Raw genomic sequence first — 18532 nt, 5'->3', positions numbered from 1 at the left:
CAATGAGAACCAGAGGCACCACCCTGCATGGAGTACGCCGAAAACTGGCCGCACTCTCCGCCCTGGCGCTGGGCGCGGCGCTGGCGGTGGCCACACCCTCGCCGGCGTCGGCCGCAGCCCGGGTCGACAACCCGTACGCGGGCGCCACCGCGTATGTGAACCCCGACTGGTCCGCCAAGGCGGCGGCCGAACCGGGCGGCAGCGCGATCGCCGACGAGCCCTCCTTCGTCTGGATGGACCGCATAGCCGCCATCGAGGGCGTGGGCGATGCGATGAGCCTGCGCGAGCACCTCGACACCGCCCTGGACCAGGGCGCGAACCTCTTCCAGGTGGTCATCTACGACCTGCCGGGACGGGACTGCGCCGCACTGGCGTCCAACGGTGAGCTCGGCCCGACCGAGCTCGACCGGTACAAGACCGATTACATCGACCCCATCGCCGGCATCCTTGCCGACCCGGCCTACGCGAGTCTGCGCATCGTCACCGTCATCGAGCCGGACTCGCTGCCGAACCTGGTCACCAACGCCGGCGGCTCGGCCGGATCCACCGAGGCGTGCGCGACGATGAAGGCGAACGGCAACTACGAGAAGGGTGTCGGCTACGCCCTGCACACCCTCGGTGCGATTCCCAACGTCTACAACTACATCGATGCGGCCCACCACGGCTGGCTGGGCTGGGACTCCAACTTCGTTCCGGCGGCCCAGGAGTTCAAGAAGGCCGCGACGACGGAGGGCGCCACGGTCGCCGATGTCCAGGGCTTCATCGTGAACACAGCCAACTACTCGGCCCTGAAGGAGCCGAACTTCAAGGTCACCGACACCGTGAACGGCACAACGGTGCGTCAGTCCAAGTGGGTGGACTGGAACTTCTATGTCGATGAGCTCTCCTTCGCACAGGCGCTGCGCACGGAGCTGATCAACCAGGGCTTCGCCTCGAACATCGGCATGCTGATCGACACGGCCCGCAACGGCTGGGGCGGTTCTGCCCGGCCCACCGGTGCGGGACCGCTGACCAACGTGGACGACTATGTCAACGGGGGCCGCGTCGACCGGCGCATCCATGCGGGCAACTGGTGCAACCAGAGCGGTGCGGGTATCGGTGAGCGGCCCACCAGCGCCCCCGAACCCGGTATCGACGCCTACGTCTGGGCGAAGCCCCCGGGCGAGTCGGACGGCAACAGCCGGCCCGTCGACAACGACGAGGGCAAGGGATTCGACCGGATGTGCGACCCGACGTACACCGGAAACGGCCGCAACGGCAACAACCTGACCGGCGCCCTGCCGAACTCCCCGCTTGCGGGCCACTGGTTCTCCGCACAGTTCCAGGAGCTGGTACGCAACGCCTACCCGCCGCTGGACGGCAGCGGCGGTGGGGACGACGACACCCAGGCGCCGACCGCGCCCACGGGTCTGAAGGTCTCGGGGAAGACCAGCGGCAGTGTCTCGCTGTCGTGGACGGCGTCGAGCGACGACACCGGTGTGACCGCGTACGACGTGTACCGCTCGGGAGTTCAGGTGGGTTCCACCGCGTCGACCTCCTACACGGACACGGGTCTGACGGCCTCGACCGCGTACAGCTACACGGTCAAGGCACGGGACGCTGCCGGTAATGTCTCGGCGGCCTCCGCGGCGGCCTCGGCCACGACCGACCAGGGCGGCGGCACCGGGAACGGCACCCTCAAGGTCCAGTACAAGAACACCGATTCCTCCGCCACCGACAACCAGATCCGGATGGGTCTGCAACTGGTCAACACCGGCTCCACCGCGGTGGATCTGTCCACGGTGAAGGTGCGGTACTGGTTCACGCCCGAGGCCGGTGCGAGCACCTTCGGCACTGCGTGCGACTACGCGGTCATCGGCTGCTCCAATGTGAACAGCCGGGTGTCCTCCTCGGGCGGTTCGGCTGCGGGGGCCAGCCACTACCTGGAGGTCGGTTTCGGCAGCGGCAGCCTGGCCGCGGGAGCCTCCACCGGGGAGATCCAGCTGCGGCTGAACAAGACCGACTGGTCCAACTTCAACGAGGCCGACGACTACAGCCGGGGGACCAACACGGCCTACGCCGACGCTTCGAAGATCGCTGTCTATGCGGGCGGCGCCCTCTCCTGGGGCACCGCTCCCTGACCGGGTCTCCCGTCGCCGTCCGTACGGGCGGCGACGGGGCGAGGGCCGGACGAGGGACACGCCCGGCACGATCCGCCCCCTGTCGCTCTCCCGGCAGGGGGCGGCCGGCGTTTCTCAGGCGGGCTGGATTCCGGGACGGCCCGCCTCGGTCACGAGTGAGGTGCGGGTCGAGACGGGGGCGCCGGGGGTGGTGACGTACGGGAGGACCCGGAAGTCGGCGCGGCAGCTCTCCCTGCTCAGCGAGCAACGTACGTATCCACGCTGGAAGTTGGTGAACTTGATGTGCTCGTTGGCCGCGAGCAGTCTGGCCCCGGAGGGGTCCAGGTCCATCCCGTCCTTCGTGGTGGAGATGGACGAGCCGACGAACTCGACGCCGAGCGTGGGCGATTCGGGGTCGTCGAAGTTCTGCTTGAGATCGGCGGCGAGGTGACGGTGCATGTCACCGGTGAGTACGACGGGGTTGCTCACGCTGCGGTCGGTGATCTCCTTGAACAGCCGTCGGCGGGCGTCCACATAGCCGTCCCAGAAGTCCATCACGAAAGCCTGGCCGGGCCCGGGGTCGGTGTCGACCTGGGTGACGGGGATCTGCTGGGAGATCATGTTCCACGTCGTGTCCGACCGTCCGAGGCCGCGGTGGAGCCATTGCTCCTGTTCCGGGCCGAGGATGGTGCGGCCGGGTGTCAGCCGTTCGTCGCAGCCGCTCCTGGTGCCGTCGCCGCAGGGCTGGTCGTCGCGGAAGAGCCTGGTGTCGAGGATATGGAACGTGGCCATCCGCCCGTAGCGCAGGCTGCGGTACATCCGGGCCTCGAAGCCGTTCGGCTTGTTCGGCAGCCTCAGCGGCAGATGTTCGTAGTACGCCTGGAAGGCCGCCGCCGCGCGTTGCCGGAAGACCGCCGGGTCCTGGTCGGGTTCGGTGTCGGCCTTGGACCTGTCGCGTGCCCAGTTGTCCTCGACCTCGTGGTCGTCCCAGACGACGGCGAACGGATGGACCTGGTGGGCGGCGATGAGGTCGGGGTCGAAGCGGTGGAGTGCGTGGCGGTTGCGGTACTGGACGAGGTCCATCGGCTCGGGGCGCAGTTCGGCGGCGACGGGGACGTTGCGTACGCCGCCCATCGCGTCGATGGCGTTCTCGTAGATGTAGTCGCCGAGGTGCAGGACCAGGTCGACGTCCTCCTCGGCAAGGTGCCGGTAGGCGGTGTAGAAGCCTTCGAACCACGCCTGGCAGGAGACGAAGGCGAAGTCGAGTTCCTCGGGACGGCTGTGCGGCGGGGGTGCGGTGCGGGTGCGGCCGACGGGGCTGTGCACACCACCGGCGCGGAAGCGGTAGTAGTAGTGCCTGCCCGGCTGCAGCCCGGAGACCTCGACGTGGACGGAGTGGGCGAGTTCGGGCACGGCGCGGGTCCGTCCCCGGCGTACGACGGATCGGAAGCGTTCGTCGCGGGCGACCTCCCACTGGACGTCGACGGAGTACGGCGGCATGCCTCCGGCCCCGTCGGGGGCGAGGGGCTGGGGCGCGAGGCGGGTCCACAGCACGAATCCGTCCGGCCATGGGTCGCCGGAGGCGACTCCCAGGGCGAACGGGTCGTCGTGGAAGGGGGCATCGCCCCAGGCATGGCCCGCCGACAGGCCGGCCGCGGCAAGGGCCATCCCGACCGTCCCGCCGAGCATCGCCCGTCTGCCGAACCCTCCGGTGCCGCCTGACCCACTGTCCATTTGCATGAAGCTCGTCCCTTCGTCGGGCGGGATCCCATGCGGTTACGAGGTGGGATCGGCGCGTGATTTCACGTCCGCCCATGTGGTAATCACAGGCTGGATATCACAGGCGAATCACACGCCACAAGACCACGCATCGGCGGTCTCAACGCCGTTCACAGGCGGTTAGTTGGGGAGACATCGGCGATTTCCCGAGGTGGCCGAGGCCGGGTCGGCAACACCCTTGACACCCCTCGGAGGGGCTCATAGTCTCCACGCCACAGAATTAACGTTAGATTTCACATGGGGAAAATCGGTGCGACGGAAGGACGTGCTCGTGTCCGGTCCCTCGGCAGCGGATATGTCCGCCCCCCGTCCCGCCGAAGGAGCAGCGGCCGGCCGTCCCGAAGACCGGACGCTGCGGCCGGACGGCCTTCGATGCGAGCACCGCTCCACTCCACTGGGGATCGACGAACCCGCGCCCCGGCTCTCCTGGCGGCTGGCGTCCGACCGCCGCGGCGACGACCCCGTGGCCTACCGGGTCCGTGTCGCCGAACGCCCCGACGACCTGGACGGAAGCGGTCAACTCCTGTGGGACACGGGCCGGGTGGCTGATCCCCATGCGGCCGCCGTGGAGTACGCCGGACCTGCTCTCCTGGGCCGTACCCGCTATCACTGGCGGGTCTCCGTCTGGCCGGCCGGAACGCCGGTGCCCGCCGAGGCCACGTCCTGGTTCGAGACGGCCTTCACCGACGCCGGGGCCTGGCGGGCGTCGTGGATCACTCACGACCGGCATCCGGTCGATGTCATGGACGCACCCACCGAGGGCGAGTTCGCCCTCGACGACCACGGGCTCGCCCCGTGCCCCGTCCTGCGACGCACCTTCACCGGCTCGTCCGGCACGCCGGCCCGGCTCCTTGTCAGCGCGCGCGGACTGTACGAGGTCCGGCTCAACGGCGTACGGGTCGGCGACGCCGAACTCGCCCCCGGCTGGACCGATTACCGCTGCCGCGTCCAGTACCAGACCTATGACGTGACCGAGTTGCTGCGTGAGGGCGAGAACGTTCTTGCCGCGACCGTCGCCGACGGGTGGTGGAGCGGATTCGTCGGCTTCGAGCCGCGCAGGGCCGGAGCACACTACGGCTCGTTCCCCCAGTTCCTGGCCGAACTTCACCTCACCGGTCCGGACGGCCGCAGCACAGCCATTGTCACCGACGAGACGTGGCGCACCGGCACGGGAGTCATCCGTCACGCGGATCTGCTGATGGGCGAGTGCCATGACCTGCGGCACGCGGCCGACGGCTGGGACCTGCCCGGCTTCGACGACACCGACTGGTCCCCGGCCCTGGTCGCGGACGCGGACGCGGACCACCATCTGCTCGTGGCGTCCGTCGACGAGCCCGTGCGGGCGATGGCCGAGCTGCGCCCGTGCTCGGTCAGGCGCGTCTCGCCGGATACCCACATCGTCGATTTCGGCCAGAACCTCGCAGGGCGCGTACGGCTGCGGATCGGTGAACTCGCCGCCGGGGCACGGGTGGTGATCCGCCACGCCGAAGTGCTCGACGAGTCGCACCAGCTGTACACGGCCAATCTGCGGACCGCCGCCGCGACCGATGTGATCGTCGGGGACGGGCGCCAGGACATCGTGTTCGAGCCGCGTTTCACCTATCACGGGTTCCGGTACGCCGAGATCAGTGGAGTCCCGGAGCTGACCGAGTCCGATGTCGTTGCTGTGGCGCTGCACAGCGACACCCCGTGGGCCGGGGAGTTCGACTGCTCGGACGCCGATCTCCGCCGGCTCCACGACTGTGTGGCGTGGGGGCAGCGCTCGAACTTCGTCAGTGTGCCCACGGACTGCCCGCAGCGCGACGAGCGGCTCGGCTGGCTGGCCGACGCGCAGGTCTTCCTGCCGACCGCCGCACTCAACGCGGACGTCGCGGCGTTCTTCACCAAGTGGCTGCGCGACATCGATGACGCCCGCACACCCGACGGCGGCTTCACCAATGTCGCCCCGCGCCTCGTGGGGGTCTGTGACGAAGGCGCGCCCGGCTGGGGCGACGCGGGCGTGATCATCCCGTGGCACCTCTACCGCACCTATGACGACCCGCGGTTCCTCGCCCGGGCGCTGGAAGGAATGTGCGCCTGGGTCGATCTGATTCGGCGTCACAACAGGGATCTGGTCTGGCGCAGGCGGGTGGGTCCGCACTTCTCCGACTGGCTCGCCCCCGGCACCCCCACCCCGCGCGATGTCATCGCCACGGCCTGCTTCGCGCACAGTGCCCGCCTCACGGCGAAGGCTGCCGATGCCCTGGGCCAGAAGGACGTCGCGGATCACTACCACCGGCTGGCCGACGACATTCGCCGCACGTTCGCGGAGCACTTCGTCACCGTCGAGAGTGCCGCCGTCGCACCTCCTGTCGTACGTATCGCAGGGGACACCCAGACCGGCTATCTCGTCGCCCTCGCCTTCGAGTTGCTGCCCCCGGACCTCGTCGACGCCGCCGCACACCGTCTCGCCGAAATCGTCGAGTCGGCCGGGCCCGCCCTTCTGACCGGTTTCCTCGGGGTCGCGCTCGCCGCGCCCGTCCTCGACGCCCACGGGCGGGCCGACCTCGCCCATGCGCTCCTGAACCGTGACGAAGCGCCGTCGTGGCGGTTTCCGCTGCGGCACGGCGCCACCACGATCTGGGAGCGCTGGGACGGGTGGACCCCCGATTCCGGGTTCCGCGCACCGTCGATGAACTCCTTCAACCACTACGCGCTCGGCTCGATCGGCGAATGGCTCTACCGCGGTGTCGCCGGCCTCGACCAGGCGCCGGACTCCACCGGATACCGGCATCTGCGGATACGGCCCCGCCCGGGTGCCCTGCGCCACGCGAGCGCCCGCCACGAATCGGTCCGCGGCACCGTCGAGGTGACCTGGGAGAGGCACGGCGGCCGGCTCGCCCTGCGGGTCCTGGTGCCGCCCGGCTCCACCGCCGATGTGTACGTGCCCACCACGGACCCCCGCTCGGTCCGCGAATCGGGCGTGGCCCCGAGGGCCGACGACCGCCACATCACGCTGCTCGCGACCGCCTCCGACCACGTTCGCTACCGCGTGTCCTCCGGCGCCTACCGCTTCACCGCGACTCATCCACCGGCAGACGGCCACGCCGAAACCTCTCCGGCGGACCGGCCCGAGCCGGAGTTCACTCCGAGCCGACGCACATCAGGACCGGCGGCGAAACCCTCGTCCGCCCGTTCGCACGAGGAGGACACACCATGACGACGGGTTCTCACAGCCGGCCGGGCCGGAGCACGGTCGGCCGCCGGGGATTTCTCCGTATCGGTGGTGGGGTCGCGGCGCTCGCCGCCCTTCCCCCCGCGCTGACCGCCTGTTCCGATTCGAGCAGCGGCTCCGGCAAGCTGCGCATCGTCGGCGTCGCCGACCAGCAGAAGCCGATCGAGGAACTCGTCGCGCTGTACCGCAAGTCCCACCCCGACGACGAGTTCTCCACCTCCTTCGCGCCCACGGACCAGGTACAGACAGTGGTGCGCACGCAGCTCGCGGGTGGCAACGCCCCCGATGTGCATGTGCTCTATCCCGGCAGCGGCAGCGCCATGTCCATGGTCGAGGTGGCCAAGGCCGGGCTGCTCGCCGACCTCAGCGACCAGGCATGGACCAAGGAAGTCCCCGCCAACTTCCACCCCGCGTACCGGTACAAGGGCAAGTCGTATCTGTATTCGGCGGGAAGCAGCGTCATCGGCGCGATCCACAACAAGAAGGCCTTTGCCGAGGCCGGCGTCGAGCCCCCCAGGACTTGGAGTGAACTCCTTGACGTCTGCGCCAAGTTGAAGGCCAAGGGTATGATTCCGATCGCGCTCGGGGCGCAGACTCCCTGGGTCACGCAACTGATCACCTACGCGCTGGTCCCCAATGCCGTCTACGCGAAGAACCCCGGTTTCGACGCCGAGATGGCCGCCGGACGGGCACACTTCCGCGGCTCCGGATGGGCCGACGCGATGGGCAAGTACCAGGAGCTGCAGCGCAGGGGATTCTTCAACGACAACCCCAACGGAACGACGTACGAGCAGCAGACATCCATGGTCGCGAGTGGTAAGGCGGCGATGGCCGTCCAGGTCTCCGCCGTGCTCGCCAACTTCCGCCAGGCCACCCGGACACCGGACGACCTCGGCATGTTCCCCTTCCCCGGCGGTGACGACGCCGCGAACCTGTGGATTCCGGCAGGCATCGTCGTCGGCCTCGGCGTCTCCGCACGGTCCGAGAAGGCAGCAGGAGCAAAGGCGTTCATCGAGTTCCTCGGGAAGCAGGAGAACGTCGACCGGTGGGCGCAGTCCGTCGCCGCGATCCCCTTCAAGCGCGATGCATCCACCAAGATCGACCCTGTCCTCAATGACTTCCTGCCCGTCATCGACGACAACCGGGCTGTCCCCTTCATGGACCAGAGCTGGCCCAACGCCGAGGTGCAGCCCGCCCATTTCGCCGCCGTACAGAACCTGCTCGCAGGAAAGACGGACGTCGACGGCGCCCTGGGACAGATGGACGAGGCCTACGGGAAGAAATCGTGACGACCACGTCCGAGAAGGCCGCCTCCGGCACGGTCGGCAAGGCCGGAGGCGGGCCGCGGGCCGGCTCCGGCCGCCCGGTCCGGCACCGCGATCACACCGTCCCACCCTGGATCTTCGTAGTTCCGGCGCTCGTCGTCTACGGCGTCGTCGTCCTGTACCCGAGCCTCGCCGGGGTGATGTACGCCTTCACCGACTGGTCCGGCATCGGCGGCTTCTCCTTCACCGGCCTGGACAACTTCCGGGCCCTGCTCGATGACAGCCGGGCACTGGAGTCCGTCAGCAACACACTGCTGCTCACCGTCGCCGTGGTCGTCGTCCAGAACGGCGTCGGCCTGCTGCTCGCACTCGGCGTCCACGCCGACATCAAGTCCCGTGCTCTGCTGCGGCTGATCTTCTTCGCGCCCGCCGTCGTCAGCCCCGTCATGGTCGCGATCCTGTGGAAGTACGTCTACAACCCCGAGAACGGCGCAGGTCTCAACGGTGTCCTCGGCGCGGTCGGACTCGGCGGTCTGCGTCAGGACTGGCTCGGCGATCCCTCGCTCGCCCTGTGGTCCGTCGCGGCGATGGTCGTATGGCAGTACGCCGGATACTCGATGGTCGTCTTCCTCGCCGGCCTGCAGGGCGTACCCGCCGAACTCCACGAGGCCGCGAGAATCGACGGTGCCGGTTCCTGGCAGCGCTTCCGCTATGTCACCTGGCCGCTGCTGGCCCCGGCCCTGACGATCAACCTCATGCTGTCGACCATCGGCGGTCTCAAACTCTTCGACCAGGTCTACGCCGCCACCAACGGCGGCCCCGGCACCTCCAGCGAGACCCTGTCGACCGTGCTGTACAAGGAAGCGTTCGTCTACGGGAAGTTCGGCTACAGCACCGCCGTCGCCCTCGTCCTCGCACTGTTCGTCGCCGCGGTCTCCCTGGTCCAGCTTCGCTATCTGCGCGCGAGGGAGGTCACCGCGTGATCACCGACACGTCCCGTAGACCAGTCGGACAGAAACCCGAACGCAGAGGCCGCAGGCCACGGTTCGGGCAGTACGCCCTCGAACTCGTCATGATCGCCGTCGCCGTCGTGTTCCTGTTCCCCGTGTACGCCCTGATCACCCTGGCGATGAAGGACCCCCGGCAGATCTCCGGCTCGCCCCTCTCCCTGCCCTCCCCGCCCACCTTCGCCAACTTCGGCAACGCCTGGTCCTCCGCGTCGCTGGGGCCCGCACTGCTCAACAGCACGGTCATCACCGCTGTCAGTCTGCTGATCCTCGTCGTCCTGGGATCGACGGGGGCCTACTACCTCGCGCGCCGCGCCCGCGGCATCGGCTACGGCCTGTACATCCTGTTCCTGCTGGGCATCGTGCTGCCCTTCCAGCTCGGCATGATCCCGCTCTACGAACTCGTCGACGACCTGGGCTGGCTCGGCACCTACCAGGGCATGGTGCTCTTCTACACGGGCATCCAACTGCCGTTCACCGTCTTCCTCTACACCGGATTCATCCGGGCCCTGCCACAGGACTACGCACAGGCCGCGCTCATCGACGGCTGCAACCACCGGCAGGCGTTCACCCGGATCGTCTTCCCTCTGCTGCGCCCCATCACCGGCACCGTGATCATCCTGAACGCCGTGTTCATCTGGAACGACTTCTTCACCCCGCTGCTGTACCTGGGCGGTTCCGACAAGGAGACCGTGCCCGTCGGTGTGTTCGCGTTCGTCGGCCAGTACGTCTCCGACTACGGACTCGTCTTCGCCGGACTGGTGCTGGCCGCCCTCCCGGTCCTGGTGGTGTTCGTGTTCCTCCAGCGATATGTGATCAAGGGCTTCGCGGGCGGTCTCAAGGGCTGAGGGCATCTCATGACACACCCGGCGCACCCACCACTCCCCCCGAGCATCACGGCGGTGCTCGCCGAGCCCCCGCGTGCCTTCTCGCCCACCGCCATCTGGTGGTGGAGCGGAGAACGGCTCGACCACGCGCGGCTGCGGGCACAGCTGGAGCGGTTCGCGGAGGGCGGGGTGCACAACCTCGTCCTCCTCAACCTGGCGCCGTCGGGCCCCCTGTTCGGCTCCGACGCCGACGACCCGCCTTTCATGTCCGACGCATGGTGGGCCCTGCTCGACAGCGTGTGCGTCGACGCCCTCGAACTCGGCGTCAGCCTGTGGTTCTACGATCAGCTCGGCTTCTCCGGTGCCGACCTCCAGGCGCGCCTCGTCGACGAACAGCCCGCCCACGCGGGACGTCGGCTCGACCGCCTGCGTGCCGTCGTCGACTCCACATCGCTACGGACCGCAGAGCTGCGGTGTCCCCCGGACGGCCGGCCGCTCGCGGGCCGCGCCGAACCGGTCGACGCCGACGGCCGGACAGTCGGCCCGGCGGTCCCGGTCGCGGTGACCGACGGAGTCATACGGGCGCCGAGTCCCGGACGCTGGCGTCTGACGCTCCATCACCACATGCCGCTCGGCTTCGACTACCTCGGCACTCAGGCATGTGCAGCACTGCTGGACCGGGTGCACGGGGAGTTCGAGCGCCGGCTCGGCGACCGGCTCGGGACCGTCGTCGTCGGCTCGTTCCAGGACGAGCTTCCTTCCCTGCCCACCTGGTCCACCGGTTTCGCCGACGCCTTCGTGCGCCTTCGCGGGTACGACATCACTGCACGGCTGGACGCCCTGTACGACGACAGCACGGATCCGGACGCCCACCGGGTCCGGCGCGACTTTCAGGTGACCCGTGCCGAGCTGGCCGAGGAGGCGTTCTTCCGGCCGCTGGCCGCCTGGCACGACCGCCACGGCCTGCTCATCGGCTGCGACCAGCAGGACCCGGCCCGTGCCGGACACCCCGTCGCGGGCGTGGAGTTGTACGCCGACTACGCCCGCACCCACCGCTGGTTCTCGGCCCCCGGCTCCGACCACCACGGGGACGCCCGCATCCATTCCTCGCTCGCCCACCTCTACGGCCGCCCCCGCACCTGGATCGAGGCCTTCCACTCCACCGGCTGGGGCGGCACGCCGGAGGAGACCTTCGACTGGCTGCTGCCGTGGCTCCGCGCGGGCGCGACCCTCTACAACCCGCATGCCGTCTACTACACGACCAAGGGCGGCTGGTGGGAGTGGGCGCCACCGGCGACCGACTGGCGTCAGCCGTACTGGCGCCACCACCGCGTCTTCGCCGACGCCGTGACCCGGCTGTGCGCGATCCTGAGCCTCGGCCACCACCTGTGCGACATCGCGATCCTGCTGCCCACCACCACAGCCCAGGCCGGTACCGCTTTGGACGGGGTCACGGATGCTGCGGCGCGGGCCCAGTCGACGTATCTCCAACTCACCGGTGACATGGCCTGGTTCCGTACCCGTCCGGGCATCATGGACCGTCTCGGTCTCGACGCCGACGTCATCGACGATGCGTCCCTGGCGCGTGCCCGGATCGCTCCGTCCGACGGAGGTGCACGGCTGAGGGTCGCGGACGAGGCGTACGCCACGATCGTGCTGCCCTCCTGCACAGTCCTTGAACTGGACACAGCGCGCCGGCTCATCGAGTTCGCCTCCTCCGGTGGGACGTTGATCTCGGTCGGCGCCCTGCCCGAGCACGTCCTCGGCACCGGATCGGCCACCGTGCTGGCCGAGCTGCGCGCGTGTTTCGCGGACGGCCGGGCCGTTGCCGTCCCCATGACGGACGATCCGGGCGACTCGCTCGCCGCGGCGCTCGCCGGGGCGCACCCGGTGGTCCGGGCCCCGGTCCCCGCACTCGCGCGCCGTGTGGATGGCGCCACCTTGGTGTTCCTGACCGCCGCCGCCCCACGGGCAACCCGAGCGGCCGTCGCGGCCCCCGACGAGCGGGGCGCCGCACTGGGCTGGCTGGATGCCCGGTACGACTTCGATCCGGACCGCTACGCGCGCGGCGCACGGGTGCGGGTGCGGGACGTGGTGGGCCCTGCGGTCCTGCTGGATCCGTTCGGCGGCGCTCCCCGGAGGCTTCCGGTGCGGCCCGCCGACGACGACGTGCGGGCCGTGGAGGTCGATGTCCCCTTCGATACGGGCCCCGCAGCGGTACTGGTCCTTCCGGCGAGGACCCGGGAGACGGCCATGACCACAACGGCCGACGCACCCGGCACACCCGCACCGGACGTCACCACCATCGAGATCCCTCCGGACGCGGACTGGGACATGACGCTCGTGCCGACCCTCGACAACACCTGGGGCGACTTCGCCCGCCCCGCGACCGGCCGGGTCGCCGGCCCGGCCGTCACCGAATGCCGGACCTTCCGGCACCGCGTGGAAGAGACCGGGGAGGACGGCGTACGCGACGGATGGGCCGTGCCGGACCGCGCCGACGATCCGGTCGCGGCCACGGTCCACGCGACGTTCGGCCCGCACGCGGTCGTGCTCGGCGACGGCCCCGGCCACGACGTCCCGTCGGCCCTCGAATGGTCCGACACACTGGGCGTGTACAAGGACCCGATCCACCGTGCCGTTCTGGGGCCCAAGGGGCATGTGCCGGAGGAGTTCGTACACATCGGCCCCACCGCCGCCGAAGAGGTGGTGCGGCTGCGCATGGAACTGCTCCTCGACGAGGCCTTCGACGGACACCTCGCGATCGGGGCCGCGGCGGCGAAGCGGGCCCGGCTCGACGGGGCCCCCGTCTCCCTGGACGACGGGGGCCACCTTGCGATGGGCCCGGTAGGAGTGGCAGCGGGCCGCCGTCTGCTCGAACTGGAGCTGACACCCGATCAGGATTGTGATCTGCGGGCGCATGTGGCGCTCGTACGCGATCCGGAGCGCTACCGGCGTCCGGAATGGATTCATGCCTCCGGGACGACGGGCACGACGCTGCATCTCTCGGCCCTCCCCGTCCGGGCCGTTGTCCAGGTGGCCGCGCGCGTGCCCTGCGTACTGCGCGTCAATGGACAAGTGGCGGGCAGGCAGGGCGGATTCGACCCGTACGCCGAACACGCGGTTCCGCGCGTGCGACGGCATGACGTGGCGGCGGCCCTGCGCATCGGTGCCAACGACATCACGGTGGAGACGTCCGGGGGCGGCGGCCGCGCGGTCCTGGTGGATGCTGTTTTCGACGACGGGAACGGCAACCGTGTCGCGACCCTGCACAGCGACGCCCGCTGGTGGGCCGAGAGTGCACAGGGGCGTGTGCCGGTCGCGGTACGTCGCGCGCCGGTGGGTGACCCTGCCGCGCTGTATCTGCGCCGCCGCCCTCATCCGCTGCCGGGCGCCGCCTGGCTGGATCCGACCGCGGACGACGGCACGGTGGTGCCGGTCCGGTTCGCGGTCCCGGGGCGCCGGGGGGCGGTGGAGTGGCTGTGGTGCGAGCTGCCGCCGGGCGCCACCCGGTTGACTGCGCTCGTGCGCGGGGAGACGACTGTCTTCGTGGACGGCTCCGAGTGCACTGGGGCCGTCACAGCCGTCCACTCGCGGGACGTGCTGACCGTGACCGTCGGCCTTTCGGCCGGTGGCCCCTCCGGGCCCCGGGCCGCGGCCCTGCGCGTCCGGACGCGCCCCGGGTACGAGGGGGGCGCCGCGCTGGCCGGGCCCGTGCGCTGTGAGGTGGGGCCCGGGCGGATTCGTGTCGGCGACTGGGAGACGCAAGGCCTCGCCGAGTACAGCGGCGGTGTGCGGTACCGCCGCGTGGTGACCCTGCCCGCCGAGGCCGCCCCGGGGCGTGTGTCGCTCGACCTCGGGCGGGTCCGCGGCACGGCGGAGGTGCGGGTCGGTGGCGTCGCCGCGGGGGTGCGCGTGTGCTCCCCGTACGTCTTCGATCTGACGGGTCTGGTCGGGCCCGGCGCCAATACCCTCGACATCATCGTGTTCGGGACGCTGGCACCGCACCTGGACGCGACGAGCCCGACCCACTTCGTCTTCCCGGGCCAGCGTGTCAGCGGATTGCTGGGTCCCGTACGGCTGCGGGCCGGTGGTTCCGACGAGGGGTCGGGGGCAGCTTCGACACCGTCCTGACCTCCCCGTGTCGACACCGTCCCGGCCACCCCGCTTTCGTCGCCCCGGCCACCCCGTCAAGAACGCGTGAAGAGATCACCGTTCCGCGCCAAGAACGCGCCATGGACTGCCGTCACCGGCCGGAAGCGGGAACACCCTGAGCAGACCCGATCAAAGGACCGCGAAGCACATGTCCCTGCTCACCTCAGACCCCGGTACGGCACCGAGTGCCGAGGAACCGCCCGATACCGGGGCCCGCCACAAGCTCACCACCCTCACCGGCCTCGCCGCGCTCTCGCTCGACGCAATGGCTTCGGTGGCGTACGGGCCCGAGGCGATCGTCCTGGTCCTGGCAGCGGCCGGCGGCCACGGGCTCGGCTTCACGCTCCCGGTCACCGTGGCGATCGCCGTTCTCCTGGCCGTCCTCGTCGCCTCGTACCGCCAGGTCATCGCGGCCTTCCCGGACGGTGGCGGAAGTTACGCGGTCGCCAAAACGCATCTGGGCCGCCGCACCAGCCTGGTCGCCGCCGCGTCCCTGGTTCTGGACTACGTCCTGAACGTGGCCGTCGCCGTGACCGCGGGCGTGGCAGCGCTGACCTCCGCCTTCCCGGAGCTGTACGGCGATCGCTTGTGGCTGTGCCTCGCGGTTCTGGTCCTGATCACCGGCGTGAATCTGCGCGGGATCGTGGACTCGGCGCGCGCGTTCATCGTGCCGACCGCGGTGTTCGTCGGAGCGATCTTCGTGCTCATCGTGGTCGGTCTGTTCCGCGACGCCCCGGTGAGCACGGAAGCGGCCGTCGGCCATGCCTCCGTACTCGCCGGCAACGCCACCACGGTCGGTGCGCTGCTCCTGCTCAAGGCCTTCGCCTCGGGCTGTTCGGCGCTCACGGGTGTGGAGGCGATCGCCAACGCCGTGCCGTCCTTCCGCGCCCCGGCCGTCCGCCGCGCACAGCGCGCTGAGGTCGCCCTCGGCGCACTGCTCGGTGTGATGCTGATCGGTCTGTCCGTGCTGATCTCCCGGTTCGGGCTGCAGCCGGTCGAGGGTGTGACCGTGCTGGCGCAACTCGCCGACGCGTCCTTCGGGCACAATCTCGCCTTCTATGTCGTGCAGTTCGCCACCATGGTGCTGCTGGCGTTGTCCGCGAACACGTCGTTCGGCGGTCTGCCGGTGCTGCTCAAACTGCTGGCCCGCGACAACTACCTGCCGCATGTCTTCGGGCTCAAGGCCGACCGGCAGGTCCACCGCCACGGCGTCCTCACACTCGCGGCCGTCTCCGCCGCGCTCCTGGTCTTCTCCGGGGGCGACACCAACACCCTCGTCCCGCTCTTCGCGATCGGCGTCTTCGTCGGCTTCACCATCGCCCAGACCGGCATGGTCATCCACTGGCGCGCGGTCCGCGGCACCAAGTGGGCCGGCAAGGCGTTGCTGAACGGCCTGGGCGCGCTCCTGACGGGGGTCAGCGCGGTCGTCGTCACGGCCACCAAGTTCCACGACGGCGCCTGGCTGATCGTGGTCACCCTGCCCCTGCTGGTCGTCGGCTTCGAGTCCGTCCACCGTGCCTACTCCAGGATCGGCGAGCGGCTGGGCGTCGGCCGCATCCCGGAGCCACCGCACCGCGACCGCTCGCTGGTCGTGGTTCCGGTCTCCTCCCTCACCCGGCTCACCAGCGAGGCGCTCACCGCCGCTGTATCCCTCGGCGACGAGGTCCATGCGGTGACGGTCTGCCACCCGGACCCCGAGGACCGCGAGCAGACCGAGGCGCTGGAGCGGGACTGGGCACTGTGGAACCCGGGCGTCCCCCTGGTCCGGATCGCCTCTGCCCGCCGCACGGTCGGCCGACCGGTCGCCGCGTACGTACGCGAGATGGCGGCCACCGATCCGGGCGTACGGATCACCGTCCTCATCCCCGAGGTCGAACCGGCCCACATGTGGCAGCGGCTGCTGCAGAACCAGCGAGGGGCAGTCGTCGCGCACGCCGTCCGCCACGAGACGGACGCGGTGATCTGCAGACTGCGGTTCCGGCTGTTGGATCCGCCCCTGAAGGTGTGAGCGGCTGCACGACCGTCAAGGACGACGTGACGCGGCGGTTGTTGCGGTCACGTGCTGAGCAGGCGGTTGAAGAACGAGCGGTAGCGCTGAAGTGCTATCCGCAGGTCCTCGGTGAGGACCTCTTCTCCACGGCCCCACTGACTCTCAAGCCCTTCCTTCCGGGATGCGAATGAACTGGCGAGCGACTGCATGACCTCGGCGACCAATGCATCGGCCGTACGCACGGCATCCTGCGGATCGTCGACGAAGGCGGTCTGGATCGCCTTCCATCTGGTGTGGAACTCCTCGGCTTCCTCGGGCCCGAGGAGTGGCTCGTTCTCCTGGGCCTGTTCGGGCGCCGAAGGCTGCGGTGTGCCCGCCGCCGGCTTCGGCGCCGCGGCCTCGTCCTCGGAGGCCGGTGACTCGCTGCCTCGGCCTGCCTCCGAGCCTTCCCGACGACCGGCAAGGTCCTCTGTACTCAGGCCTTCCCTCGTCGCACCACCGTGATTGTCCGTTCCTCTGTCTTCATGCTGCATGTTTCTCCACCTCGTCCGGCAGCAGCTTCATGGGGTGCTCGCGCCATGCCTGCCGTCACCGTGGACGCCTTGGTCATGTGCGCTGCGTCCCCGTTCACGTGCGCTGCGTCCCCGGCTTTTCGCCGTTGCTGAGCAGATCGTCGAAGAGCGCGCGGTAGTGCACCATCGCTCCCCGCAGTTCCTCAGTGGTCGTCTGCCGGCCACTGGTCCGTGTGTTGACCTCGTGGGCCGCGCGATAGTGCTCCAGCGTGCGTCCGTGTTCGACGGACAGGTCCTTCACCTGCTGCTCGTACCCCTCGGTCGGATAACCGCGTTCCCTCATGAGCCGGGTCACCAGTTGATCCGCCTCACCGACGGCCTCGTCGGGGCTGTCGACGAAGTGTTCCTGCACGCCGTTCCACTGTTGCGCGTACTGTTGCCGGGCCGTCGGGGTCAGCGGTTTCACATCGAGGTCGTCATGGCGTTGTTCACGCGCGCGCAAATCGCGCTCTGCCGCCATGCGACCGTCCCCGGTTTCAACAGCGCGCTCGTATTCCGGCCCGAAGCGATCCCGCAGGTGTTTGCGCCGAATGGCGAGCCTCAAGACCAACGCGAGTGCGACGAGCACCACTACGACAACGATGGCAATAATGATTCCTGTGGACACCTGGCCCTCCATTCAGGTCAGCCATGATCCCGCGATCGGCGGCTGCCCCAGGGGCGTTGCACTCCGATGCGCGCGCACCCCTCGGTGCAGGAGCGATTGTCTTCCGGCGAGCCGCCCTCAAGCAGATTCGAGTCTGTTTGATCGGTCATCGCGGTCGCCCTTTCCGAAGAAAGGTCGTTCGACTCCACCCGGGCCATTCTACGTGCGGTTTACCCACATCGCTCAAGAAGAAATTTCTTGCACCGGTTACCAACCTCTGACAAGAGGAGTCCCGTCCTCGCGGAGCGGCCACCGGCCCCCCGGTCAGGGGCCCTCAGGAAACCGCGAGCGGGGGGCTCCGGTGAACGTCATCGAGTACTGAGGGCAGGTCTCCGAAGCGTGTGCCTGCCCTCAGCACCGGGCTCATGTCTCACTCGTCATCGCCTGCGCCCGCGCCCCGGAGCAGGTGCGCTCGCGCTCTCCAACGGAGCGGCCATTGCCCGCCTCGCATTGGCCTCCGCCTCGCGTTCGAAACGGTCGGACGGGTCCGAGACCCTGAGGCCGTCGCCGTTGTCCGTGCCGGCCACGCGTCCCTTGCGCTGTTGGATGACATGGGTGAGTTCACGGGCCAGGGTGTGCGGGTCGGCCCCGCCCGCACCGATCACGACGTGATTGCCCGAGGTGTAGGCACGGGCACCCACCTCCGCGGCGGAAGTACGGGCCGCGCTGTCGTCGTGCACGCGGACGTCGGAGAAGTCGGAGCCGAGGCGGGCCTCCATCTCGGTACGGACGGGTTCGTCCAGCGGCCGCCCCGATGAGCGGAGCACTGCGTGCACCGTGGCGCGCTGAACGGTCTGCGGGTTCTCCGGCCCGAATGCGCTGTGCTCGCCCTCTTCCTCGACCATGCGCGCCACGGCGGCGTTGCCGACGGTGCGCTGCAGACTCATCGCCCGCGCAGGCGTCAGATGGCCGCGACCGGGCCGGAACACCGACTCCGCACGTCCGGCCACTCGCTCCGAAGGCCCCCCGGCGCACCGT

Annotated in this window: 10 protein-coding genes and 1 pseudogene; 7 read left to right on the top strand and 4 right to left on the bottom strand. The window is 69.6% G+C overall.

Annotated elements, in window-relative coordinates; translation table 11 throughout:
* The first annotated feature begins 2 nt into the window (after window positions 1-2).
* Entirely contained in the window at window positions 3-2120 is a 2118-nt protein-coding gene (locus tag ACFVYE_RS09190; RefSeq protein WP_389604827.1) for a glycoside hydrolase family 6 protein, read from the top strand.
* Between the two features lie 114 nt (window positions 2121-2234).
* Here ACFVYE_RS09190 and ACFVYE_RS09185 read toward each other — a convergent pair whose 3' ends face one another.
* Complete coding sequence (locus tag ACFVYE_RS09185; protein WP_389604825.1) at window positions 2235-3833, bottom strand: alkaline phosphatase D family protein; 1599 nt, start codon at window positions 3831-3833, stop codon at window positions 2235-2237.
* 340 nt (window positions 3834-4173) lie between these two features.
* On the opposite strand from ACFVYE_RS09185, the gene ACFVYE_RS09180 reads away from it, so the two are divergent.
* From ACFVYE_RS09180 to ACFVYE_RS09155, 6 genes are all read left to right on the top strand, one after another.
* Window positions 4174-7077 carry a family 78 glycoside hydrolase catalytic domain gene (locus ACFVYE_RS09180; protein ID WP_389604823.1) on the top strand — a complete coding sequence of 968 codons (2904 nt, stop codon included), beginning with the start codon at window positions 4174-4176 and terminating at the stop codon, window positions 7075-7077.
* Window positions 7074-8381: an extracellular solute-binding protein gene (locus tag ACFVYE_RS09175; RefSeq protein ID WP_389604821.1), complete on the top strand. Its 1308-nt coding sequence runs from the start codon at window positions 7074-7076 to the stop codon at window positions 8379-8381. The genes ACFVYE_RS09180 and ACFVYE_RS09175 overlap by 4 nt, the downstream gene beginning before the upstream one ends.
* On the top strand, window positions 8378-9340 hold the full coding sequence (locus ACFVYE_RS09170; protein ID WP_383960114.1) for a carbohydrate ABC transporter permease: 963 nt from the start codon (window positions 8378-8380) through the stop codon (window positions 9338-9340). The genes ACFVYE_RS09175 and ACFVYE_RS09170 overlap by 4 nt, the downstream gene beginning before the upstream one ends.
* Window positions 9337-10212 (top strand): carbohydrate ABC transporter permease, encoded by an 876-nt coding sequence (locus ACFVYE_RS09165; protein ID WP_383960112.1) that lies wholly within the window; start codon window positions 9337-9339, stop codon window positions 10210-10212. The genes ACFVYE_RS09170 and ACFVYE_RS09165 overlap by 4 nt, the downstream gene beginning before the upstream one ends.
* A 54-nt stretch (window positions 10213-10266) precedes the next feature.
* On the top strand, window positions 10267-14325 hold the full coding sequence (locus ACFVYE_RS09160; RefSeq protein ID WP_389604817.1) for a hypothetical protein: 4059 nt from the start codon (window positions 10267-10269) through the stop codon (window positions 14323-14325).
* Between the two features lie 169 nt (window positions 14326-14494).
* Window positions 14495-16354 carry an APC family permease gene (locus ACFVYE_RS09155; RefSeq protein ID WP_383960106.1) on the top strand — a complete coding sequence of 620 codons (1860 nt, stop codon included), beginning with the start codon at window positions 14495-14497 and terminating at the stop codon, window positions 16352-16354.
* A 47-nt stretch (window positions 16355-16401) separates the two neighbouring features.
* On the opposite strand, the gene ACFVYE_RS09150 is transcribed toward ACFVYE_RS09155, so the two are convergent.
* From ACFVYE_RS09150 to ACFVYE_RS09140, 3 genes and pseudogenes are all read right to left on the bottom strand, one after another.
* Entirely contained in the window at window positions 16402-16869 is a 468-nt protein-coding gene (locus ACFVYE_RS09150; RefSeq protein WP_383960103.1) for a hypothetical protein, read from the bottom strand.
* A gap of 94 nt (window positions 16870-16963) precedes the next feature.
* The gene (locus ACFVYE_RS09145; RefSeq protein WP_383960100.1) at window positions 16964-17515 is read right to left on the bottom strand and encodes a hypothetical protein; all 552 of its coding nucleotides are present in this window, start codon (window positions 17513-17515) and stop codon (window positions 16964-16966) included.
* Between the two features lie 431 nt (window positions 17516-17946).
* Window positions 17947-18504: pseudogene (locus ACFVYE_RS09140) on the bottom strand (DUF4157 domain-containing protein); the annotation flags it as partial.
* Window positions 18505-18532: the final 28 nt, after the last annotated feature.

The organism is Streptomyces sp. NPDC058239 (assembly GCF_042882185.1).
Lineage (GTDB): Bacteria > Actinomycetota > Actinomycetes > Streptomycetales > Streptomycetaceae > Streptomyces.
The sequence above is the reverse complement of the archived record's forward strand: the minus strand, read 5'-3'. Positions and strand labels throughout refer to the sequence as shown.